The sequence below is a fragment of the Nonomuraea typhae genome (genome assembly GCF_009760925.1).
Classification (GTDB): Bacteria; Actinomycetota; Actinomycetes; order Streptosporangiales; family Streptosporangiaceae; genus Nonomuraea; species Nonomuraea typhae.
Genome location: NZ_VRLV01000014.1, coordinates 141,863 through 158,128 on the forward strand (window position 1 = coordinate 141,863; position 16,266 = coordinate 158,128).

The 16,266-nt window shown below is 69.2% G+C and carries 15 protein-coding genes; 5 read left to right on the forward strand and 10 right to left on the reverse strand.

Features of this window, described 5'->3' with window-relative positions; all coding sequences use genetic code 11:
- Positions 1 to 61 precede the first annotated feature (61 nt).
- Positions 62 to 763: a helix-turn-helix domain-containing protein gene (locus FVE25_RS39850; RefSeq protein ID WP_157252679.1), complete on the forward strand. Its 702-nt coding sequence runs from the start codon at positions 62 to 64 to the stop codon at positions 761 to 763.
- Between the two features lie 5 nt (positions 764 to 768).
- Here the strand turns inward: FVE25_RS39850 and FVE25_RS39855 are convergent, their stop codons facing one another.
- Positions 769 to 2,202, reverse strand: a complete 1,434-nt coding sequence (locus tag FVE25_RS39855) for a sulfatase family protein (protein WP_246268175.1) — start codon at positions 2,200 to 2,202, stop codon at positions 769 to 771.
- A gap of 81 nt (positions 2,203 to 2,283) precedes the next feature.
- Between FVE25_RS39855 and FVE25_RS39860 the strand changes: the two genes are divergently transcribed.
- A complete protein-coding gene (locus FVE25_RS39860; RefSeq protein ID WP_157252681.1) occupies positions 2,284 to 3,288 on the forward strand; it encodes an LLM class F420-dependent oxidoreductase in 1,005 nt (334 codons plus the stop codon).
- Here the strand turns inward: FVE25_RS39860 and FVE25_RS39865 are convergent.
- The 3 genes from FVE25_RS39865 to FVE25_RS39875 form a co-directional block, all read right to left on the reverse strand.
- Positions 3,285 to 3,866, reverse strand: a complete 582-nt coding sequence (locus tag FVE25_RS39865) for a Uma2 family endonuclease (protein WP_157252682.1) — start codon at positions 3,864 to 3,866, stop codon at positions 3,285 to 3,287. The genes FVE25_RS39860 and FVE25_RS39865 overlap by 4 nt on opposite strands.
- A gap of 110 nt (positions 3,867 to 3,976) precedes the next feature.
- A complete protein-coding gene (locus tag FVE25_RS39870) occupies positions 3,977 to 5,917 on the reverse strand; it encodes an ABC transporter permease (protein WP_246268177.1) in 1,941 nt (646 codons plus the stop codon).
- Entirely contained in the window at positions 5,914 to 6,588 is a 675-nt protein-coding gene (locus FVE25_RS39875) for an ABC transporter ATP-binding protein (RefSeq protein WP_157252683.1), read from the reverse strand. The genes FVE25_RS39870 and FVE25_RS39875 overlap by 4 nt, the downstream gene beginning before the upstream one ends.
- Positions 6,589 to 6,678: 90 nt before the next feature.
- On the opposite strand from FVE25_RS39875, the gene FVE25_RS39880 reads away from it, so the two are divergent.
- The gene (locus FVE25_RS39880) at positions 6,679 to 7,326 is read left to right on the forward strand and encodes a response regulator (RefSeq protein WP_219825848.1); all 648 of its coding nucleotides are present in this window, start codon (positions 6,679 to 6,681) and stop codon (positions 7,324 to 7,326) included.
- A gap of 46 nt (positions 7,327 to 7,372) precedes the next feature.
- Entirely contained in the window at positions 7,373 to 8,071 is a 699-nt protein-coding gene (locus FVE25_RS39885; protein ID WP_157252685.1) for a DUF4328 domain-containing protein, read from the forward strand.
- 345 nt (positions 8,072 to 8,416) lie between these two features.
- Here the strand turns inward: FVE25_RS39885 and FVE25_RS39890 are convergent, their stop codons facing one another.
- The 3 genes from FVE25_RS39890 to FVE25_RS39900 all read right to left on the reverse strand — a co-directional run bounded on the left by FVE25_RS39890 (position 8,417) and on the right by FVE25_RS39900 (position 9,717).
- Complete coding sequence (locus FVE25_RS39890; protein ID WP_157252686.1) at positions 8,417 to 8,620, reverse strand: hypothetical protein; 204 nt, start codon at positions 8,618 to 8,620, stop codon at positions 8,417 to 8,419.
- A 104-nt stretch (positions 8,621 to 8,724) separates the two neighbouring features.
- Positions 8,725 to 9,228, reverse strand: coding sequence for a glycine-rich domain-containing protein (locus tag FVE25_RS39895; protein WP_157252687.1), 504 nt, complete (start codon positions 9,226 to 9,228; stop codon positions 8,725 to 8,727).
- Positions 9,229 to 9,435: 207 nt separating this feature from the next.
- Positions 9,436 to 9,717, reverse strand: a complete 282-nt coding sequence (locus tag FVE25_RS39900; protein WP_157252688.1) for a hypothetical protein — start codon at positions 9,715 to 9,717, stop codon at positions 9,436 to 9,438.
- Between the two features lie 402 nt (positions 9,718 to 10,119).
- On the opposite strand from FVE25_RS39900, the gene FVE25_RS39905 reads away from it, so the two are divergent.
- Positions 10,120 to 10,875 (forward strand): DUF6879 family protein, encoded by a 756-nt coding sequence (locus FVE25_RS39905; protein ID WP_246268179.1) that lies wholly within the window; start codon positions 10,120 to 10,122, stop codon positions 10,873 to 10,875.
- Here FVE25_RS39905 and FVE25_RS39910 read toward each other — a convergent pair.
- The 3 genes from FVE25_RS39910 to FVE25_RS39920 all read right to left on the reverse strand — a co-directional run bounded on the left by FVE25_RS39910 (position 10,872) and on the right by FVE25_RS39920 (position 16,242).
- Positions 10,872 to 11,744 (reverse strand): Scr1 family TA system antitoxin-like transcriptional regulator, encoded by an 873-nt coding sequence (locus FVE25_RS39910; protein ID WP_157252689.1) that lies wholly within the window; start codon positions 11,742 to 11,744, stop codon positions 10,872 to 10,874. The two genes, FVE25_RS39905 and FVE25_RS39910, sit on opposite strands and share 4 nt — an antisense overlap.
- Before the next feature lie 503 nt (positions 11,745 to 12,247).
- Complete coding sequence (locus FVE25_RS39915; protein ID WP_157252690.1) at positions 12,248 to 15,976, reverse strand: DNA polymerase III subunit alpha; 3,729 nt, start codon at positions 15,974 to 15,976, stop codon at positions 12,248 to 12,250.
- A complete protein-coding gene (locus FVE25_RS39920) occupies positions 15,976 to 16,242 on the reverse strand; it encodes a DUF6504 family protein (RefSeq protein WP_157252691.1) in 267 nt (88 codons plus the stop codon). Before FVE25_RS39920 ends, FVE25_RS39915 begins: the two co-directional genes overlap by 1 nt.
- Between the last annotated feature and the right edge of the window lie 24 nt (positions 16,243 to 16,266).

Genomic DNA, 16,266 nt, shown 5'->3' on the forward strand with positions numbered 1-16,266 from the left:
GCCACCAGGAGACATCCGGCCTATAGGAAGAATCGGCACGGCAGCGGAGTTGGCCACCAGCATGAACACGACGGTGCGCCAGGGACACGTGCGCGAGCCGGACACCGCCACCACGCTGGTCTTCCGCAGCGGCTGGGACGGGACCGGCCTTCTCGTGCTGGGGCCGCGGACCAAGGCGTCGTACTTCGCCCTCGGGGAGATGCCGCGCTGCGTGACCGTCCGCCTCCGGCCGGGGCTGGCCGGGCCGCTGCTCGGGGTGGCGATGAGCGAGCTCGTGGACGAGGTCGTCCACCTGCGGGAGATGTGGGGCCGCCCCGCCGTCACCCTGATGAACCACCTGGCCGCCGAGGCGGACGACGCCCGCCTGGCCGGCCGCCTCACCGCGGAGCTGGCGGGACGGCTGGCCCGGGCCTCGGCGGCCGACACCGGCCGCGCCCGCACGATCCAGGCGGCCGCCGGCATGCTCACCGCAACCGCGAAGGTGCCCGAGATCGCCCGCGAGCTGGGCGTCTCCGAGCGGCATCTGCGCAACCTCTTCCACGACGGCGTCGGCCTGTCACCCAAGCTCTACGCGCGCATCCACCGGGTCCGCGGCGTCCTGGCCGGCGACCGGGGCGAGCCGTGGGCGGAGCTCGCCGCGAGCACCGGCTTCTACGACCAGTCGCACATGTCAGCCGATTTCCGGTCGGTCATGGGCGTACCCCCGGGCGCCTTCCGCGCGGGCAGGCTGCCCGCGCCCGGCAGGTGCGCCTTCCGCCCCTGACCCGCTCACTCGCGCAGGTCGGCCACCCGGCACGACGGCCCCGAGCACGTCTGCATGCCCGTCAGCCGCGCCTGAAGGTTGAGCACCAGCGGGATCGGCGCCGTCCCCGCCAGGTTGCGCAACTGGTACGGATCCTGGTTGAGGTCGTACAACTGCGTCTCCCCGGTGTCGTACCGCACGAAGGTGTGGTCCGCGGTCCGCAGCGCCTTGTAGTCGGGCACCGGCGTCTGCCTGGCCGACATCCGGTTGAACGGCCGGTTGAACTCGATCAGCACGTTCTTGCGCCACCTGCCCGGAGGCTGCCCGCGCAGGAACGGCGTCAGCGAGCGCCCCTCCGCGAACACGGGCACGCCCGCCCCGCCCAGTTCGGCGAACGTGGGCCCCAGGTCCACGGTCGCGGTCAGCTCGCGCACCGTCGCGCCCGCCGGGACACCGGGCCCGCGCACCACCAGCGGCACCCTGATCGCCTCCTCGAACGGCGTGGTCTTGCCCTGCTTGAGGCGATGGCTGCCGAGATGGAAGCCGTTGTCGGAGGCGAAGAAGATGTAGGTGTTGCCCAGCTTGCCGGTCTCGCGCAGCGTGGCGATCACCGAGCCGACCAGGTCGTCGACGCCGAGCATGGCGCGCAGCCTGGCCCGGTAGCGCTCGTCGATCCGGTCGATGGCCTGCTCCGAGATGGCGGGCAGCTCACGCAGCCACTGCGGCTCGGCCGAGACGTCCAGCTGGTTGAAGTTCGGGGTGCGCGGCGCCTGGGCGCCGGGGAACGCGCCGGCGTGCCGTACCGCCGGGTTGGCCGGGTTGTGCGGGGCGATCGGGGCCAGGTAGAGGAAGAACGGCTGGTCGGCGGCGGCGGTGACGAAGTCGCGAACCTTGCCGGCCAGCACGTCGGACAGGTAGTCGCTCTCCGCCCAGCCGTAGTCGACCAGGGTGCCGTTCTCGTTGAGGCGGTAGCCGTACTCCTCATAAAGGTTGCGGACCGGGACCCGCCAGTCGTTCCACCCGGGCGGCACGTAGGTGGGCTCGGCCGCCTGTCCCGGGTAGTGGTTGAGGAACTTGCCCATGAGCCCGGTGCGGTACCCGGCGGCCTGCATCCAGGTGCCGATCGTGGAACGTTCCAGACCATTGCGGTGAAACTTCTCAAAGCCACCCTCGGGCGCCGTGTTGGTGAGGACGCCGTGGCTGTGCACGTACTGCGAGCGCAGGATCGAGCTGCGCGAGGGACAGCACCAGGAGTTCGTCACGAAGAACCGCTCGAACGACGTCCCCTGGCGCACGAGCTGCTGGGTGATGTTCGGAAAGTTGCCCAGGGAGCCGCTCTCCAGGTCGTCCACGAGAACCAGGACGATGTTCGGCCGGGCCGCCCCCGAGACCGGCGACGGCCCCGAAACGGCAGGCAGGAGAAGCAGCAGGCACGCGACACGGCAGAGACCCTTGAACACAGATCTGACTTCCCCGAAAGATCGTGCATTGACACCCAACGACGTGCACAGCACTAATAGAACTTAATTCGGAGGTGTCACATGAAGCTGGGCCTGAACCTCGGCTACTGGCAGCGCAACGCCGACGACGCGACCGCGACCGTGCTCGCGGCCGAGCGCCTGGGCTACGACTCCGTCTGGACGGCGGAAGCCTACGGCAGCGACGCCTTCACACCTCTGGCCTGGTACGGAGCCCGCACCAGCCGCATCAAACTGGGCACCTCCGTCGCCCAGATCTCCGCCAGAACCCCCGTGGCCACCGCCATGACCGCCATGACCCTGGACCACCTGACCGGCGGCCGCCTCCTGCTCGGCATCGGCGCCTCCGGCCCGCAGGTCGTCGAGGGCTGGTACGGCCGGCCGTTCGCCCAGCCCCTGGCCAGGACCCGCGAATACGTGGACATCATGCGCCAGGTCTGGCGCCGCGAGTCCCCCGTGACGAACCCGGGCCCCCACTACCCGCTCCCCCTCCCCGGCGACCTGGGCAAACCCCTCAAACTCATCACGCACCCCTTACGCCCCGAAATCCCGCTGTATCTCGGCGCAGAAGGCCCGAAGAACGTCGCCCTGGCCGCCGAACTCGCCCAGGGCTGGCTCCCGCTGTTCGCCTTCCCGTCCAAGATCGAGGAGATGTACGGCGACGCCCTGTCAGCCCGGCCCGAGGGTTTCGACATCGCCGCCATGGTCATGGTCATCATCTCCGACGACGTCCGCTCCGCCCTGGACGGCGTGAAGATGATGCTCACCCTGTACATCGGCGGCATGGGCGCCAAACACCGCAACTTCCACGCCGACATCATCGGCCGCATGGGCTACGCCGAAGCCGCCGGACACATCCAGGCCCTCTACCTGGCCGGCCGCAAGGACGAGGCGTTCAACGCCATCCCCGACGAACTGGCCGACGGCATCTCCCTCGTCGGCCCGCCGGGACGCATCAAGGAACGCCTGGAACTCTGGCACAAGTCCCCCGTCACGAGCCTCCTGATCATGGGCCCCCGCGACGAGGACTCCCTCCGCACCATCCGCGACCTGGTCCAGCCGGATTAGCCCTCGGCCAGCCGCACAGGGCTTATCCGGACCGCGAACGGCTTCTCGACCACCAGCTCGTCATCGCCCTCGGCCTTGCACTGGAGGGCGTACTCCGTGCCGTGGAGCGTCAGCGCGGTGATGGCAGGCACCGGCTCCAGGTCCACGATCCAGTAGTAGGGGATACCGGACCGAGCGTACTCACGGCGTTTCGTGACATGGTCGCGGGCCACGTTGCTCGGGCTGACGAACTCGACCACCAAGATGACGTCCGCGGCGTCCATCGTCGTGGCCTTCGCCCGTCGGGCGGCCCTTTGCGCCTCGCCGTCCACAACGGAGAGATCCGGAACACGGCTCCCACCCTCCGCCGTGTTGATGCGGATCATGCTGATGTGAACGTCGGCGCCAGCCTTCTCGGCAGCCGCCTCCAGCACCCTCCGAAGGTCGACGATGGCACCGTCATGGTCCATTCCATGCCAGGGAGACATTACCGGATAGCCTTCTTCCAGCTCCCAGAAGCCCTGGTCCGAGGGGAAGCGGAACTCATCCGCAAGATCGTTGGCGGTATAGGGGCCATGCCAGTCCTGCGCGGCACTCATTACTCCTCCTCCGGCTGGCCGACGGTTGGGCGGCAGCCTCCTCATCGTAAAACCCCCCGAAGAAGCATTCCACAGTGACGCCCGCATCACAGACAGTTACGGAGGTTTGGTCAGTCCGGGCGTGGGGCCGGGTCGGCGGTGACGGCGCGGAGGAGGGGGCGGCTCAGGGCGCCGGCGCCGATCACGCCGGCGAAGCCCAGAACCACGCACGTTGTCAGGGTGATCAGCCCGTTCACGCTCATCGAGCCCAGCATGAACGGCACCGCGCAGAAGGCGCCCACCGCGATCGCGCCGCCGCCCATCACCGTCAGCGGGATCAGCGTCTCGGCCCGCCGCGCCCTGTCCAGGACCTCCAGCGGCGTCCCGGCCAGGCGCAGCAGCGCGTAGGTCTGCCGCCGGTCCAGGACCGACGAGGCCGCCGTGATGCCGGAGCTGGCGATCGCCACCAGGAACGACACCGACAGCACCACCACGGTCCCCGCGCCGACGTCGGCCAGGAGCTGGAAGCCGAGGTGCTGGTCGTCGGCCTCGCTGGTCGGGGTACGGCCCGGCGTCAGCCCGTCCAGGGCGGTGCGTGCCCGGTCGATCGCCTCCGGGGTGACGCCGGAGCCCAGCGCCGCCACGACCAGCTTCTTCTCGGCCTTGACCGTGGCCGTGACCCCGGCCTTCCGCAGCCGTGCCGCAGCCTCGTCCACCTTCGCGGCGACCGGACCAGAGGGGACGGCGACCCTCAGCTGCACCGGCCCCGGATCGGGAGTGAACGCCCCGGGGCTCAGCAACCCCAGGAAGCCGGCCACGAAGCCGGTCAGCGCCACGCCGCTCACCGTGCGCCAGGCCGAACGCGGATCGTCGACCAGCCGCCGCCCGGCCAGCAGCCGCGCCGGACGGCGGGCGGAACCCGCGGTGATGCGGCCGATCAGCGCCACCACCCACGGCCCGACCAGGTTGATGCACAGGAACGCCAGCCCGATCACCACCGCGATGACGCCCACGCTGGTGCCCCGGCTCAGCATCGGCACCGCCGCCAGCACCGCCAGCAACGCCACCACGCGGAAGAACCGCAGGCCGGGCGGGGTTTCCCGCTTGGCGACGCCCAGCGGGCTGACGACCACGCGGCGCAGCCCGGCCACCGCCGACAGCCCGACCAGCAGCGGCACCGCCACCAGCACCCCGGCCAGGACGAGCGGGCTCGGCCACAGGTCGGCCAGGTACCAGGTGCCGCCGCCGATCCGGATGCGCGACAGCAGCGGTACGGCCAGGCCGTACAGGACGGCGCCCGACAGGGCTCCGGCGAACGCGACGATGACCGCCTCGGCCACGGTCATCGTGACCACCTGGCCCGGCGTGGCGCCGACGAGGCGCAGCGCGGCCAGGCGCTGGTCGCGGCGGGCGACCGTGAGCCGGGCCGCCGCGCCCCCGAAGACCAGCAGCGGCACGACCATGAGCACGCTCGCGATCAGGGCCAGGACCTGGTACGCCTCGGCCTCCTGCGTGGGCGCGCCCTTCAGGCTCGCCACCTTCGTCGGCGCCACGCCCACGACCCAGTCGTCACTGCGCGGCGCGGTCATGGCGGCGGCGTCCGGCCGATGCCCGACGACCGCCACCAGTTCGCTGGAGTGCACGAGGCCCTCGTCGCCGATCTGCCCGGCGACCTTGGGATACCGGGCGGCCAGCTGGTCGGCCGGCAGTTCCCTGGCCAGGGCGGCGAGCGCGGGCGACAGCCACGCCTCGCCGGGCGCCGGGAAACGCGGCAGACCGGGCGGGACCGGCGCGTTCGCACCCAGCGCGGCCAGGTCCACGACGGTGATCTGGCGGTCGCGGACGTAGTCGTTGCGCACCGCCTCGATCGCCACCGCGCCGCTCGTCGCCGCGACGGGGTTGCGCCAGGCGCCGCGGTCGGCACGGGCGTCGAAGGCGAAGTTCGCGGCCACCGCGAACAGCAGCAACGCCGTGGACACCGCCACGGCGCCGAACGTCAGCCAGGTGCCGAGCATGCCGCGGCGGCCGCCGCCGCGCAGCAGCCGCCAGCTGAGCGAGAGCGTGGCCTTCACCCTCGCACCCCCTGCAGAAGCTGCCCGTCACGGACCTCGACGGTCCGGTCGCAGGCCGCGGCCACGTTCGGGTCGTGGGTGACGACGATGAGCGAGGCCCCGTTGTGCTTGGTCGCCTCCACCAGCAGCCGCATGGTGTCGTGGCCGGTGTTCTGGTCCAGCGCGCCGGTCGGCTCGTCGGCGAAGACCACGGCCGGCCTGGTGACCAGCGCCCGGGCGATCGCCACCCGCTGCGCCTGCCCGCCGGACAGCTCGCCGGGCCGCCGGGTCTCCATGCCGTGCAGGCCGAGGGGGGCGAACCACTCGCGGGCCTGCCGTACCGCCTGGGCGCGGGCGAGACCGCCGAGCATGAGCGGGAGCGCGACGTTCTCGTCGGCGGGCAGCTCGGGCAGAAGCTGGCCGAACTGGAAGACGAACCCGAAGCGGGTACGGCGCAGCGCACTGCGTCCCCGCTCCCCCATCGCGTCGATGCGCTGCCCCTGCAGGTGCACCTCGCCGGAGTCCGGCTTCATGATCCCGGCCAGGCAGTGGAGAAGGGTCGACTTCCCCGAACCGCTCGGGCCCATGATCGCCACAGCCTCACCGGCCCGCACCACGATGTCGACGCCGCCCAGCGCGACCGTCTGGCCGAACCTCTTGGCCAGCGCCGTTCCCACAAGTACCTCGTTCATGCCGCACAGCCTTCCGCCCGGAAGGGGCCGCGCGGATCGGCCGAGCGTCCGATTGCCCCTGGCCGAATGGCTGATCCTAGAGTTGTGGGCGTGACAATTCGCGTGCTCATCGCCGACGACCAGCAACTCGTGCGAACCGGCTTCCAGATGATCCTCGACGCCCAGCCGGACATGGAAGTGGTGGCGGCGGTGCCCGACGGCGCCGAGGCGGTCGCCGAAGCCCGCCGGCTGCGTCCCGACGTGTGCCTCCTGGACATCCGCATGCCCAAACTGGACGGTCTGGAGGTGACCAAGGCCCTGGCCGGTCCAGGGGTCGAGAACCCTCTCCGCGTGGTGATCGTCACCACGTTCGACCTGGACGAGTACGTCTACGGGGCGCTGCGCGCCGGGGCGACCGGCTTCCTGCTGAAGGACAGCGGCCCGACGCTGCTCATCGAGGCGATCCGGGCGGCGGCCTCCGGGGACGCGCTGGTCTCGCCGTCGGTGACCGTCCGCCTGCTGCAGCATCTCGCCCAGCCGAAACGCGCCGCCGTACAACCGGAAGAGGCCCTGACGGAGAGGGAACTCGACGTGGTCCGCCTCGTGGCCCGCGGCAGAACCAACCAGGAGGTGGCCGCGGAGCTGTTCGTCTCCCTGTCCACCGTCAAGACACATTTGGGCAGCATCCAGGCGAAACTCGGCGCCAGAAACCGGGTGGAAACCGCAGCATGGGCATGGGAATCCGGCGTGGTGAGCTGATTAATCCCGGGGCGCGCGGGATAGAAGTTAGGGGAGAACCCAGCGCATGGCCCGGGGGGAGAACTACGTGCGCGCTGTCCAGACACCACCGACCGGGGCCGCCTCCGCCGTCTACCTGACCCTCGCCACCCAGGTCCTTTCCCTCGGGGCCCTGGTCGTCTTCGAGCAGGTACGCGGCCGCAGCCTCGCCGGCCAGATCGCCACACTGGGCCGCGAAGCGCGCGCCTCAGAAACCGTGATCGGGGCGGTGACCGTCTTCGCCGTCCTGATGATGCTGCTGGCCGGCACCACCCTGGCCGCCGCCATCGCCTACCTGACCTGGCTCGTCCGCGCCCGCCAGACCAACACCCCCGCCACCCCGGCAGGCCCGGTCCTGGCCGCCTGGCTGGTACCCGGGGTGAACCTGATCGCCCCCTTCCTCCTCGCGGACGAGACCTGGCGCAACGCCCGGCCCCCCTTCGACCGGCGCGGACGCTGGCTGACGCTGCTGGGGGCGTGGTGGCTGGCATGCCTGGCGACGCTGTTCATGGTCGGGGCCAGGCTGCTGGACACCAGTTCGGGAGAGCTGACTGGGCTGGGGGCGGCGGAGCTGGGGGTGGCGGCGCTGGCCGCCGTACTGTGCGGGTGGACGGTGCGTGACATCACGACCATTCAGCGGTCGCTGCACGCGGCTGGGCCGGTGCGACTGCTGCCGATGGCACGCTCCCGTACGGCGGGGCGTTACACGACGGATGTGGCGTCCTGAAAAGCTAGGTCCTCCCTTCGGGCGGGCGTCCTTCTGGAGGGCCCACCCGTTACCCGTTTGGGTGGTCAGCCAGCTGGACCCCGCCCTGGTCGAAGGCCCTCGCTCCGCTCGGACGCCCTCATTTTCGGCGCGCCTGCGGCGCGCGGCTTGCGCGTAGAGATCGGCAGGATGCCGCGCTGTATGGCAACCCTCCGGACAGGACATCTGGGAAGGGTCCATGACCGTGAGCGTGGTGAAGTCGAAGACTCCGAGGATGTGCCGACGACCTCAGGGTCGGACACGCGACTCTCGGACTCATCGCAGTGGGCCTTGACCTCTCGCCTAACGGACACCACCGCTTGAGGTTCAGCGATGCGCTCCCTCCTCCGCACGAATACGCAGCCACTCTGAGATGACTTCGCAGTTGAGGAATTCACGGTGTGGCGCGTTGTAGGTGTCCACCTGGCGCGATGATTCCCCGGCCTTGACGCCGCGATCGGTGAGCGTGGCCTTCAGGTCGTTCACCGGGCTGAGCAGGCGGGACCTCTGCTCGGCCTCGGTGTACTGCATGATCCGCTCCTATCCACCAGGCCCGACAGCCGTTCCGCTTCGCGAGCCGGGGTTGACACCGTTGCCGTTCCAGGTGTGTGCGTGCCCATGCGCGCGCCTCTCGTCTACCCGCCGCCACCGTCCCCCACGTGATCGCCCGAGTAGCACGAGGTGCAGTTGGCCTTGCTCGTGGCCGCCGCATCACGCGGCCAGAGCCCGTCCAGCACGTAGAAGCCTTGCTCACGCAGCAGGTCAGCGGTTTCGCCCACCGTGTACACATTCCGCGCCGACCGGAGCACTTCGGGGTTGTCGCTGGGGGTGTGGTGTACGAATGCGCCATGGCGCCGGCAGTGATGGTTGTACTCGGCCGTGTACAGGATGAAGGTGTCCCACGCCGCATCAACGGTCGGCGAGGGAGACAGCGCCCGGGAGGTGTCCTGGGCCGCCACCACCAGGAAGATCAGCGCCTGATCCAGCGCCTGACGCGCCAGGTTGGGCGCGAAGTCATGTGTGGCCACGATGCGGGCCACAACCCGCTCAAACAGCGCCTCAGCAGCCTTGTCGTCGCCCGGATGGCGCGGGTCCTCCAGCCGTGCCGCCCCGGTACGCATACCGATCATCGAAGACATGAGCTTGCTCCTTTCAGCGGATGGAGTCTTGGTGGCCCCGCCGCGGCATCACCGGCGAGGGCCACCGCACGGCTGAGCCCTGAGACGGGGTGTTCCCGATCGAGGACCGTGCCACCGGGCGCCCCAATGTCCCGGACCGGGGCCCATGCCCACGGCCGGACGCGATGGGGGCGTCCCGTCAGCCGTGTGTCTATCTATCCCCCGTGATCACGATGCCTCCATGGCCTGACTCAGGGCAGCCGGGCGCGCAAGTCTGACCTCGGCGAGGAACGCTGCGATGAACTCCCCGAGCAAAACCTCAGCCTGCGCCTTCGCCTCCTCGCTGGTACGGAAGCTCTCATCCGGCAACCGAACACCCTGGCGATCCGGCAGGCGGGGGTACAGGGTGAACCCGTACCTGTGATCAACCAGGGAGAACGCCTTGATCTCTCCGACCATCCCGTATTCGGTGTCTCGGAAGTGGGACGTCCAGGCAATCTCAACGCTCATGAGGCTGCCTCCTGCTCACGCTCATCTCCTCACGTTGACCCGGCGCCGAACCCTCATGAGGAGCGAACAGACTGTCCGGAGACGGCCGGGTCAACACCTTCGTGATGCCGGAGATGTTGGGCCGCCAGCGGCGTTGGGGTCGCCTCAGGCCAGATCTCCTCAAGCTCTTCCGGCGCAGGGTCGCCCACGAACACCCGACGCGGGGCGGCACTGTCGCTGTATGCGAGGGGGTTTGCGTACCGACGCTGTGCGCTGTGTGCGGGGCCATGCATCAACGGTGACGGCTCGTCCACGGCACAGGCTAGTAGTTTGACTATGTTTGACACCTCCAAATCGCCTGCTCCTCTTGACCGGCGATAAGGATTGGGCGAAGGTCAAAGCCCGACCCGGACGGAGTGCCTCGTGGACAATTGCGCCCTCAAGTTCGTAGGTCTCGACCCCGACACGCCCGACGAAGAGTGTCCGGCGGTCTTCGTTGACCCCATCACGGGAGACCTGTTCTTTCAGGGCCGTATCGTCACCGATCCAGAGATACTCAAGCGCTTCGCCGAAGACGCACCAATCGGAGACGACGAAGCAGTCGTGTGGCAACCGAAGCGGATGCGCCCGATCATCGCTGACGCCCTGAGCGGGACGTACGCCATGGACGTGGAAGGCCCCGGCGCACCCACCTTCGCGGCATTGCTGGCCAGCACCAAGCGCTCAGCCGTTCACCTCGAAATGCGCGATGTGTACGACGAGAGCGATCCCGCCTATCAAGACTTCCTGGCTGGTGGCCCTGGAACCTATGACCGATCGAAATGGACCGGTCTTGTCTCCGAAGCCGTCAGCCGCGGCGTCGTCATACGCCGGCTGAGGATCATCTCCGAACCGGTCACGCCGTACATCAGGTGGGAGCACCGGCTCACCCCCGAGAACATCTCGGCAGGAGAGGATGTCCGGTGGCTCCCTCGCAAGAGGGCCTATGACCTGCTGTTGCCGGGTGCTGATCTGTGGATGTTCGATCAGCGTTTGGTTCGCTTCCATCACAACGCGGGAGATGGCCGGAGTCTGAAGGAGTACGAGTTCGTCAGCGACCCTCGCCGTGTCGCTCAGACGGTAGGTGCCTTTGAGATGGCTTGGGAGCGCGCCATACCGCACGATGGCTACAAGATCTAGCCAAGCTCCTGCAGAGCTGCCTCGATCAGGGCCTCTGCTCGGTCACCGTGCACCGCTAGCGCGAACAGACGCTCAAAAGCATGGGTGTACATGGCCACCTCGGTTGCGAGCCTCACCGACAGATAGCCGGATACCAGTTCCACGTTCACCAGTGCGTTATCGGTCATGGTGAAGGTCTCTCGTGGGCGCATACCGCGCCGGTCTGCGTTCATGGGGATGACTCCGAACGACACCGACGGCAAGCACATCACCGCCAACAGGTGGCGCAACTGCTCCGCATGTGTCTCCTGGCTGACGGTCCGGTACCGGAGCACGACCTCTTCAACCACGAAGACGAACCGCTTACCGGGCCGGTGCAGTACCGATTGCCGGTCCATCCGCTCAGCTACCGCCCCGGCGATGTCCTGCACTCTGTCATCAGCTTCCACGCCTTGCTCCGACCAGATATCCGCCAGTACCTCCCGCAAGTACCCCTCCGACTGCAGAAGGCCGGGAATGCCTCGGGACTGGTAGACACGCAGCAGACGCAAGCGCTCGTACTTATCACGTACAGACTCTTGAGCCTTCTTCAACCCGCCACGGTTGAGCTGCTGATAACTGATCCACATGCCCGCCACAGCGGCCTGTTCGGCTAGAAGCTCCTCGGCGCGTCCCTGCGATGCTCCACAGATCTGACACCACAACCGCACATGGTCAGCAGTGATGGTCCGCTGCGCCTTCTCAATCCTCGACACGATCGTGCCGTCCGCCCACCCCGCCCGTTTGGCGAACTCCCGACCAGAGATCCGGGCAGCCTCACGCATCTCCCGGAGCTGGCCGGCGAGACGTTTCCGGGCGGCCTGGGCTGAAGAAGACGGTGAGGTCGGCATCGTATGCCATATTCCCGCAAGGCAAGATCGCTGCGTGCTCCGGGTGGCGAACATCTGTGGCAATCACGGGTCGGCACGAAGTCAGGACATCGCCGACGAATGACCGTGAACATCTGATGGTCCTGACTCCGGCGCGGCTGGATCTCGCCGAGCAAGGCGGAAGGACACGCCGTCGGCCTTGACACGGATGCGTTGAGGGTTGGCGACGAAGCGCCCAAACTCGGCTGGGCGGCCCTCACCGTCGTGGACAACGCGTTCAGCCACTGGAAGACGCAGTTGAGGACCTCACATGCGTGACAACCGACGGAACTCCGCGTCTGGGCACAACCTCATCCTGAACTCTTAGCTGTGACGCTGGGCTCGACCAAGGATGTGGTGGCGGGCCTCCCGTATCACGCCGCGTGAGGACCATCCCCACGACCGGCGGCGACAGGGCCCGGCGCATAGGAGCAGACTGCACCTCCCGGAGACTCGATCGTGTACGGCGAGCCGGCATCGAACGGTCAGACCGCGACCCGAGTAGGCCCGGAGCTCCCCTGGCTGGCGTGCCAGAGTCTGCGAGGCGGCGCGGTCGTGATGGCCGGGCCCAGGTCGGAGTACGGCGAGAGCAGGAACCCGTTGGCGTACTCGATCCGCCGCCCGCCCACGTTCTCCCTCTCTTCGGGCACCCGAGCCACCAACTCCCGAACGACCTCGGCCCCCCGAACCCGCCAAAGCCGATCAAGCTCCACCAGATCCCAGCAGTCCACGGCCCGCATGGAGATGGCCCGCGGCCCAGTACGCCTGATCACCCCGCGCGCCACCATCAGCCACGCCCCGAACACCGTAGCCGCGCAGTGCCCCTGGACCGACTCGAAGAAGGTCAGATCCACCGGCCCGGTCGAGTCGTCAAGGGTAGTGAAGATGACCCGCTGGCCCGACCGCACGGCCGGGGTCTGGGTGGCGACCTTGACGCCCGCCACCAGTACCTCGGCGCCGTTGCGCTGGTCGAGGAGGTCCTTGGAGCGGATCACGCCGAGCAGGTCGAGCAGTTCGTCGTGGAAGGCGATGACGTGCCTGCTGACGTCGATGCCGAGGATCTCGAGTTCCGCCTCGACCATTTCGCTCTCGGTCATCTCGGGGAGTTCGCCGGGGGTGATGTGTTCGGTGAACCCGAGGGGCAGTTGGACCGCGCCACCAAGCTCCTGGTCCGGGAGCGGGAAATCCGGTATGCCGGAAGAAGCGCCCCCCGGCAGGGCACCGCCGGGTGAGCCCGGTGGGGTCGCGGCGCCGTTCTGCCGGGGGGCTGCCGTTGAGGCGGCCGGAGGTACGGCGCCGGTTGATGAGACGTATCCGCGGCGTTTGCGTGGCCTCACGCCGGAACCTGCAGATGAGGCCCGTTCCAGCACGCCGGCCTGGGCGATCAGGTCCCGCCGGGTCAGTTCGCCCGCTCGCCAGCGCTCCCCGCCGGGGTGCAGATCGTGCAGCGCGTCCAGTCCGCCCACCTGCACGATCCGCTCCATGATCGGCCGGGACGGCCGGGCCCGGTCCCAGAAGTCGGCCAGCGACGTGTACGGCTGGCCGGCCACCATGCGCGCGACCTCGGCCTCGCTGACCCCTCTGACCGCCGAGAACGGCACCCGCAGCGCGTACCCCTTGCCGATCTCCGCGATCCGGAAGTCCCGCCGGCGGTAGTCTCCCAGGTCGGCGGGTTTGACCCGGAGCTTCAGCCGCTCGACCTGCCAGTCTTTGCCGGACTTGTTGATGTCCAGCGGCAGGATGGCCACCCCGCACTGGCGGGCCTCGTCGATGATGACCCGCTGCGGGTACATGCCGGGCTCGTGGGTGAGCACCCCGGCGAAGAAGGCGGCCGCGTGGTGCCGTTTGAGCCAGGCCGACTGGTACGTGGGCAGCGCGAACGCCGCCGCGTGCGCCTTGCAGAAGCCGAAGGCGCCGAACGCGTCGAGCACCTTCCACGCCTTCTCCACCTCGGCGGCGGAGAACCCCTGCGACTTGGCCAGCGGCACGAACGTCTTGCGGACGCGCTCCCGCCCGGCCTCCGTGGACAGGGTGCGCCGCATGGTCTCGGCGTAGTGGAGGTCGCGGCCGGTCATCACCTGGATGATCTTGAGGACCTGCTCGTGGAAGACGACCACGCCGTGCGTCTCCTTGAGGGCCTCGCGCAGTCTCTCGTGCGGATAGTACGGCTGCCGCCACCCGTGCCTGGCCTCCAGGTAGGGGGTGACCATGTCGGAGTTGACCGGCCCCGGCCGGAACAGCGAGATGTCCACGATCAGGTCGTGCATCGTGCGGGGTTCCAGCTTGGCCACGAGTTCGCGCTGGCCGGGCGACTCGATCTGGAAGCAGCCGAGGGTACGGCTGGCGCAGATCATGTCGTAGGTGGTGGCGTCGTCGTGGGGGACGGCGTCCAGGTCGACGTCGAGGTCGTCGACCCGCTTGATCTCGCTGAGCGTGTAGGCCATGGCCGACTGCATGCGCACGCCGAGCACGTCGAGTTTGAGCAGCCCGGCCTCCTCCACGTCGTCCTTGTCGAACTGGGACATCGGGAACTCCAGCAGGCTGCGCTCCACCGGGGTCACGTCCTTGAGGCCGGAGTTGCCGATGAGCACGCCGCAGGGGTGCAGGGCGATGTGCCGGGGCAGGCCGTCGAGTTTCTCGGCCAGGCGGAAGACGCGGTCGAGGCCGGCTTCGCCGAGGCGGCTGTCGCGTAGTTCCGGCAGGTCGTTGAGGGAGGCGGTGATCTGGCGGGCGCGGATGTGCGGGAACGCCTTGGCGATGGCGTCGATCTCGTGCGGCGGCAGGCCCATGGCGCCGCCGACGTCGCGGATGGCGCTGCGCGCCCGGTAGGTCTCCATCATGGACACGCAGGCCACGCGGGCCTCGCCGTACTCCTCGAAGATGGCCTTGTAGCAGTCGAGGCGGCGGGCGGATTCGACGTCGATGTCGATGTCGGGCAGGCCGATGCGGCCGTAGGACAGGAAACGTTCCATGAGGAGGCCGTGCTCGAGGGGGTTCACCTCGCCGATGCCGATGAGGTAGTTGACCAGGCTGCCGGCGCCAGACCCCCGGATAGCACACCTGATGCCCATTTTTCGGATCATGTCGGTGATACCGACGACTGCCACGAAATATCCGGACAGCTTCTTGTTCTCGATGATCGACAACTCCTGGTCCAGGCGTTCCCTGGCCTCGCGGGAGCCGGTCAGGCCGCGGTTGATCAGGCCGTCCTCCACCCGGTTGCGCAGCAGCGGCACCGGGTCGCCGCCGATCTCGGGCAGGTGCAGGTTCGGCGGGTCGCTGCGCAGGGCCAGCATCGACGCCGGGTCCACCGCGCACGCCTCGGCGAGCTGGCGCGTGGTGTGCATCAGCCGCCCGGCCCGCTCGCCGTCGGCGCCGCAGATCTTGGTGGCGACCTGCCACATCTCCTTGGTGCCCTTGAGGTAGGCGTGCGAGGTCGCCCGGTCCAGGTGGCGCGGGTGCAGGGGGACGAGCTGGCGGGCCGCGTCCAGCACGTCCCCCACCTGGTGGTCGGCCGGGTGGAGATAGCGCACCTGGTTGGTCAGCACCGCGGGCACGCCCAGCGACTCGGCCAGCGCCAGCATGCGCACGGCGGTGCCGGAGTCGCGGTAGCCGTACTGGTCGACCAGCTCGATCGCGATCCCCGAGACCATGGAACGCCACAGGTTGAGCAGCACCCTGGCCTGCTCGTCGCGGCGCGCGGCGATCGCCCTGCCCACGTCGGAACGCGGGCCGAGCAGCACCACGAGCCGGTCGTCGGCGCCCAGCTCGGCCAGCAGCTCACGGGTCACCCACGGGTCGCCGCGCTCGCCCATGTGGTGGGCGGCCGTGACCAGCCGCGCCAGCCGTGACCAGCCGCCCCTGCGGGCCAGCACGGTGACGCGGTCCTCGGCCGCGGGACCGGTCTTCGGGCGTACGGCGGAGCCGCGGCCGGCGGACTCGCCCCAGAAGGACGCGTCGTGCCCCGGCCCGGGAACGCCCGCGTAGATGTCGGGCCGCAGCGCCAGGTTCACCCCGAACACCGCGCGCAGCTTGGCGTCGGCGCAGGCCTGGGCGTGCTTGACCGCGCCGTAGAGGCCGTCGCGGTCGGTCAGGGCGAGGATGTCCATGCCGTGCTCGGCGGCCCGGGTGGCCAGCTGCGCCGGGAAGGCGGTGCCGTACCGCATCGAGTAGGCCGAGCAGACGCTCAGGTGCGGGAACGGGCGGGCGGCCATCAGTCCCACGCCCGTAGCAGCAGCCAGCCGCCGCTGGCGGTGTCGAAACGGAGCTCGTAGGTGCCGCTCTCGCGGCCCGGGCCGGCCTCCACCCGCCAGAACTGCCGTTCGCCGGGGTCGCCCTCGCTGGTCTTCCACCACTCGCGGGCCACCACCCAGTGGTCGAGCACGCGGCGGACGAGATAGAGACGGTCACGCCAGACGAATTGGGTGGGTTCCCCGTCACGGGTCCACACTTCGATGGGATCACCGTAAAGTCTGCTCAAGACGTTCCCTCTCCCCGCGGCTCT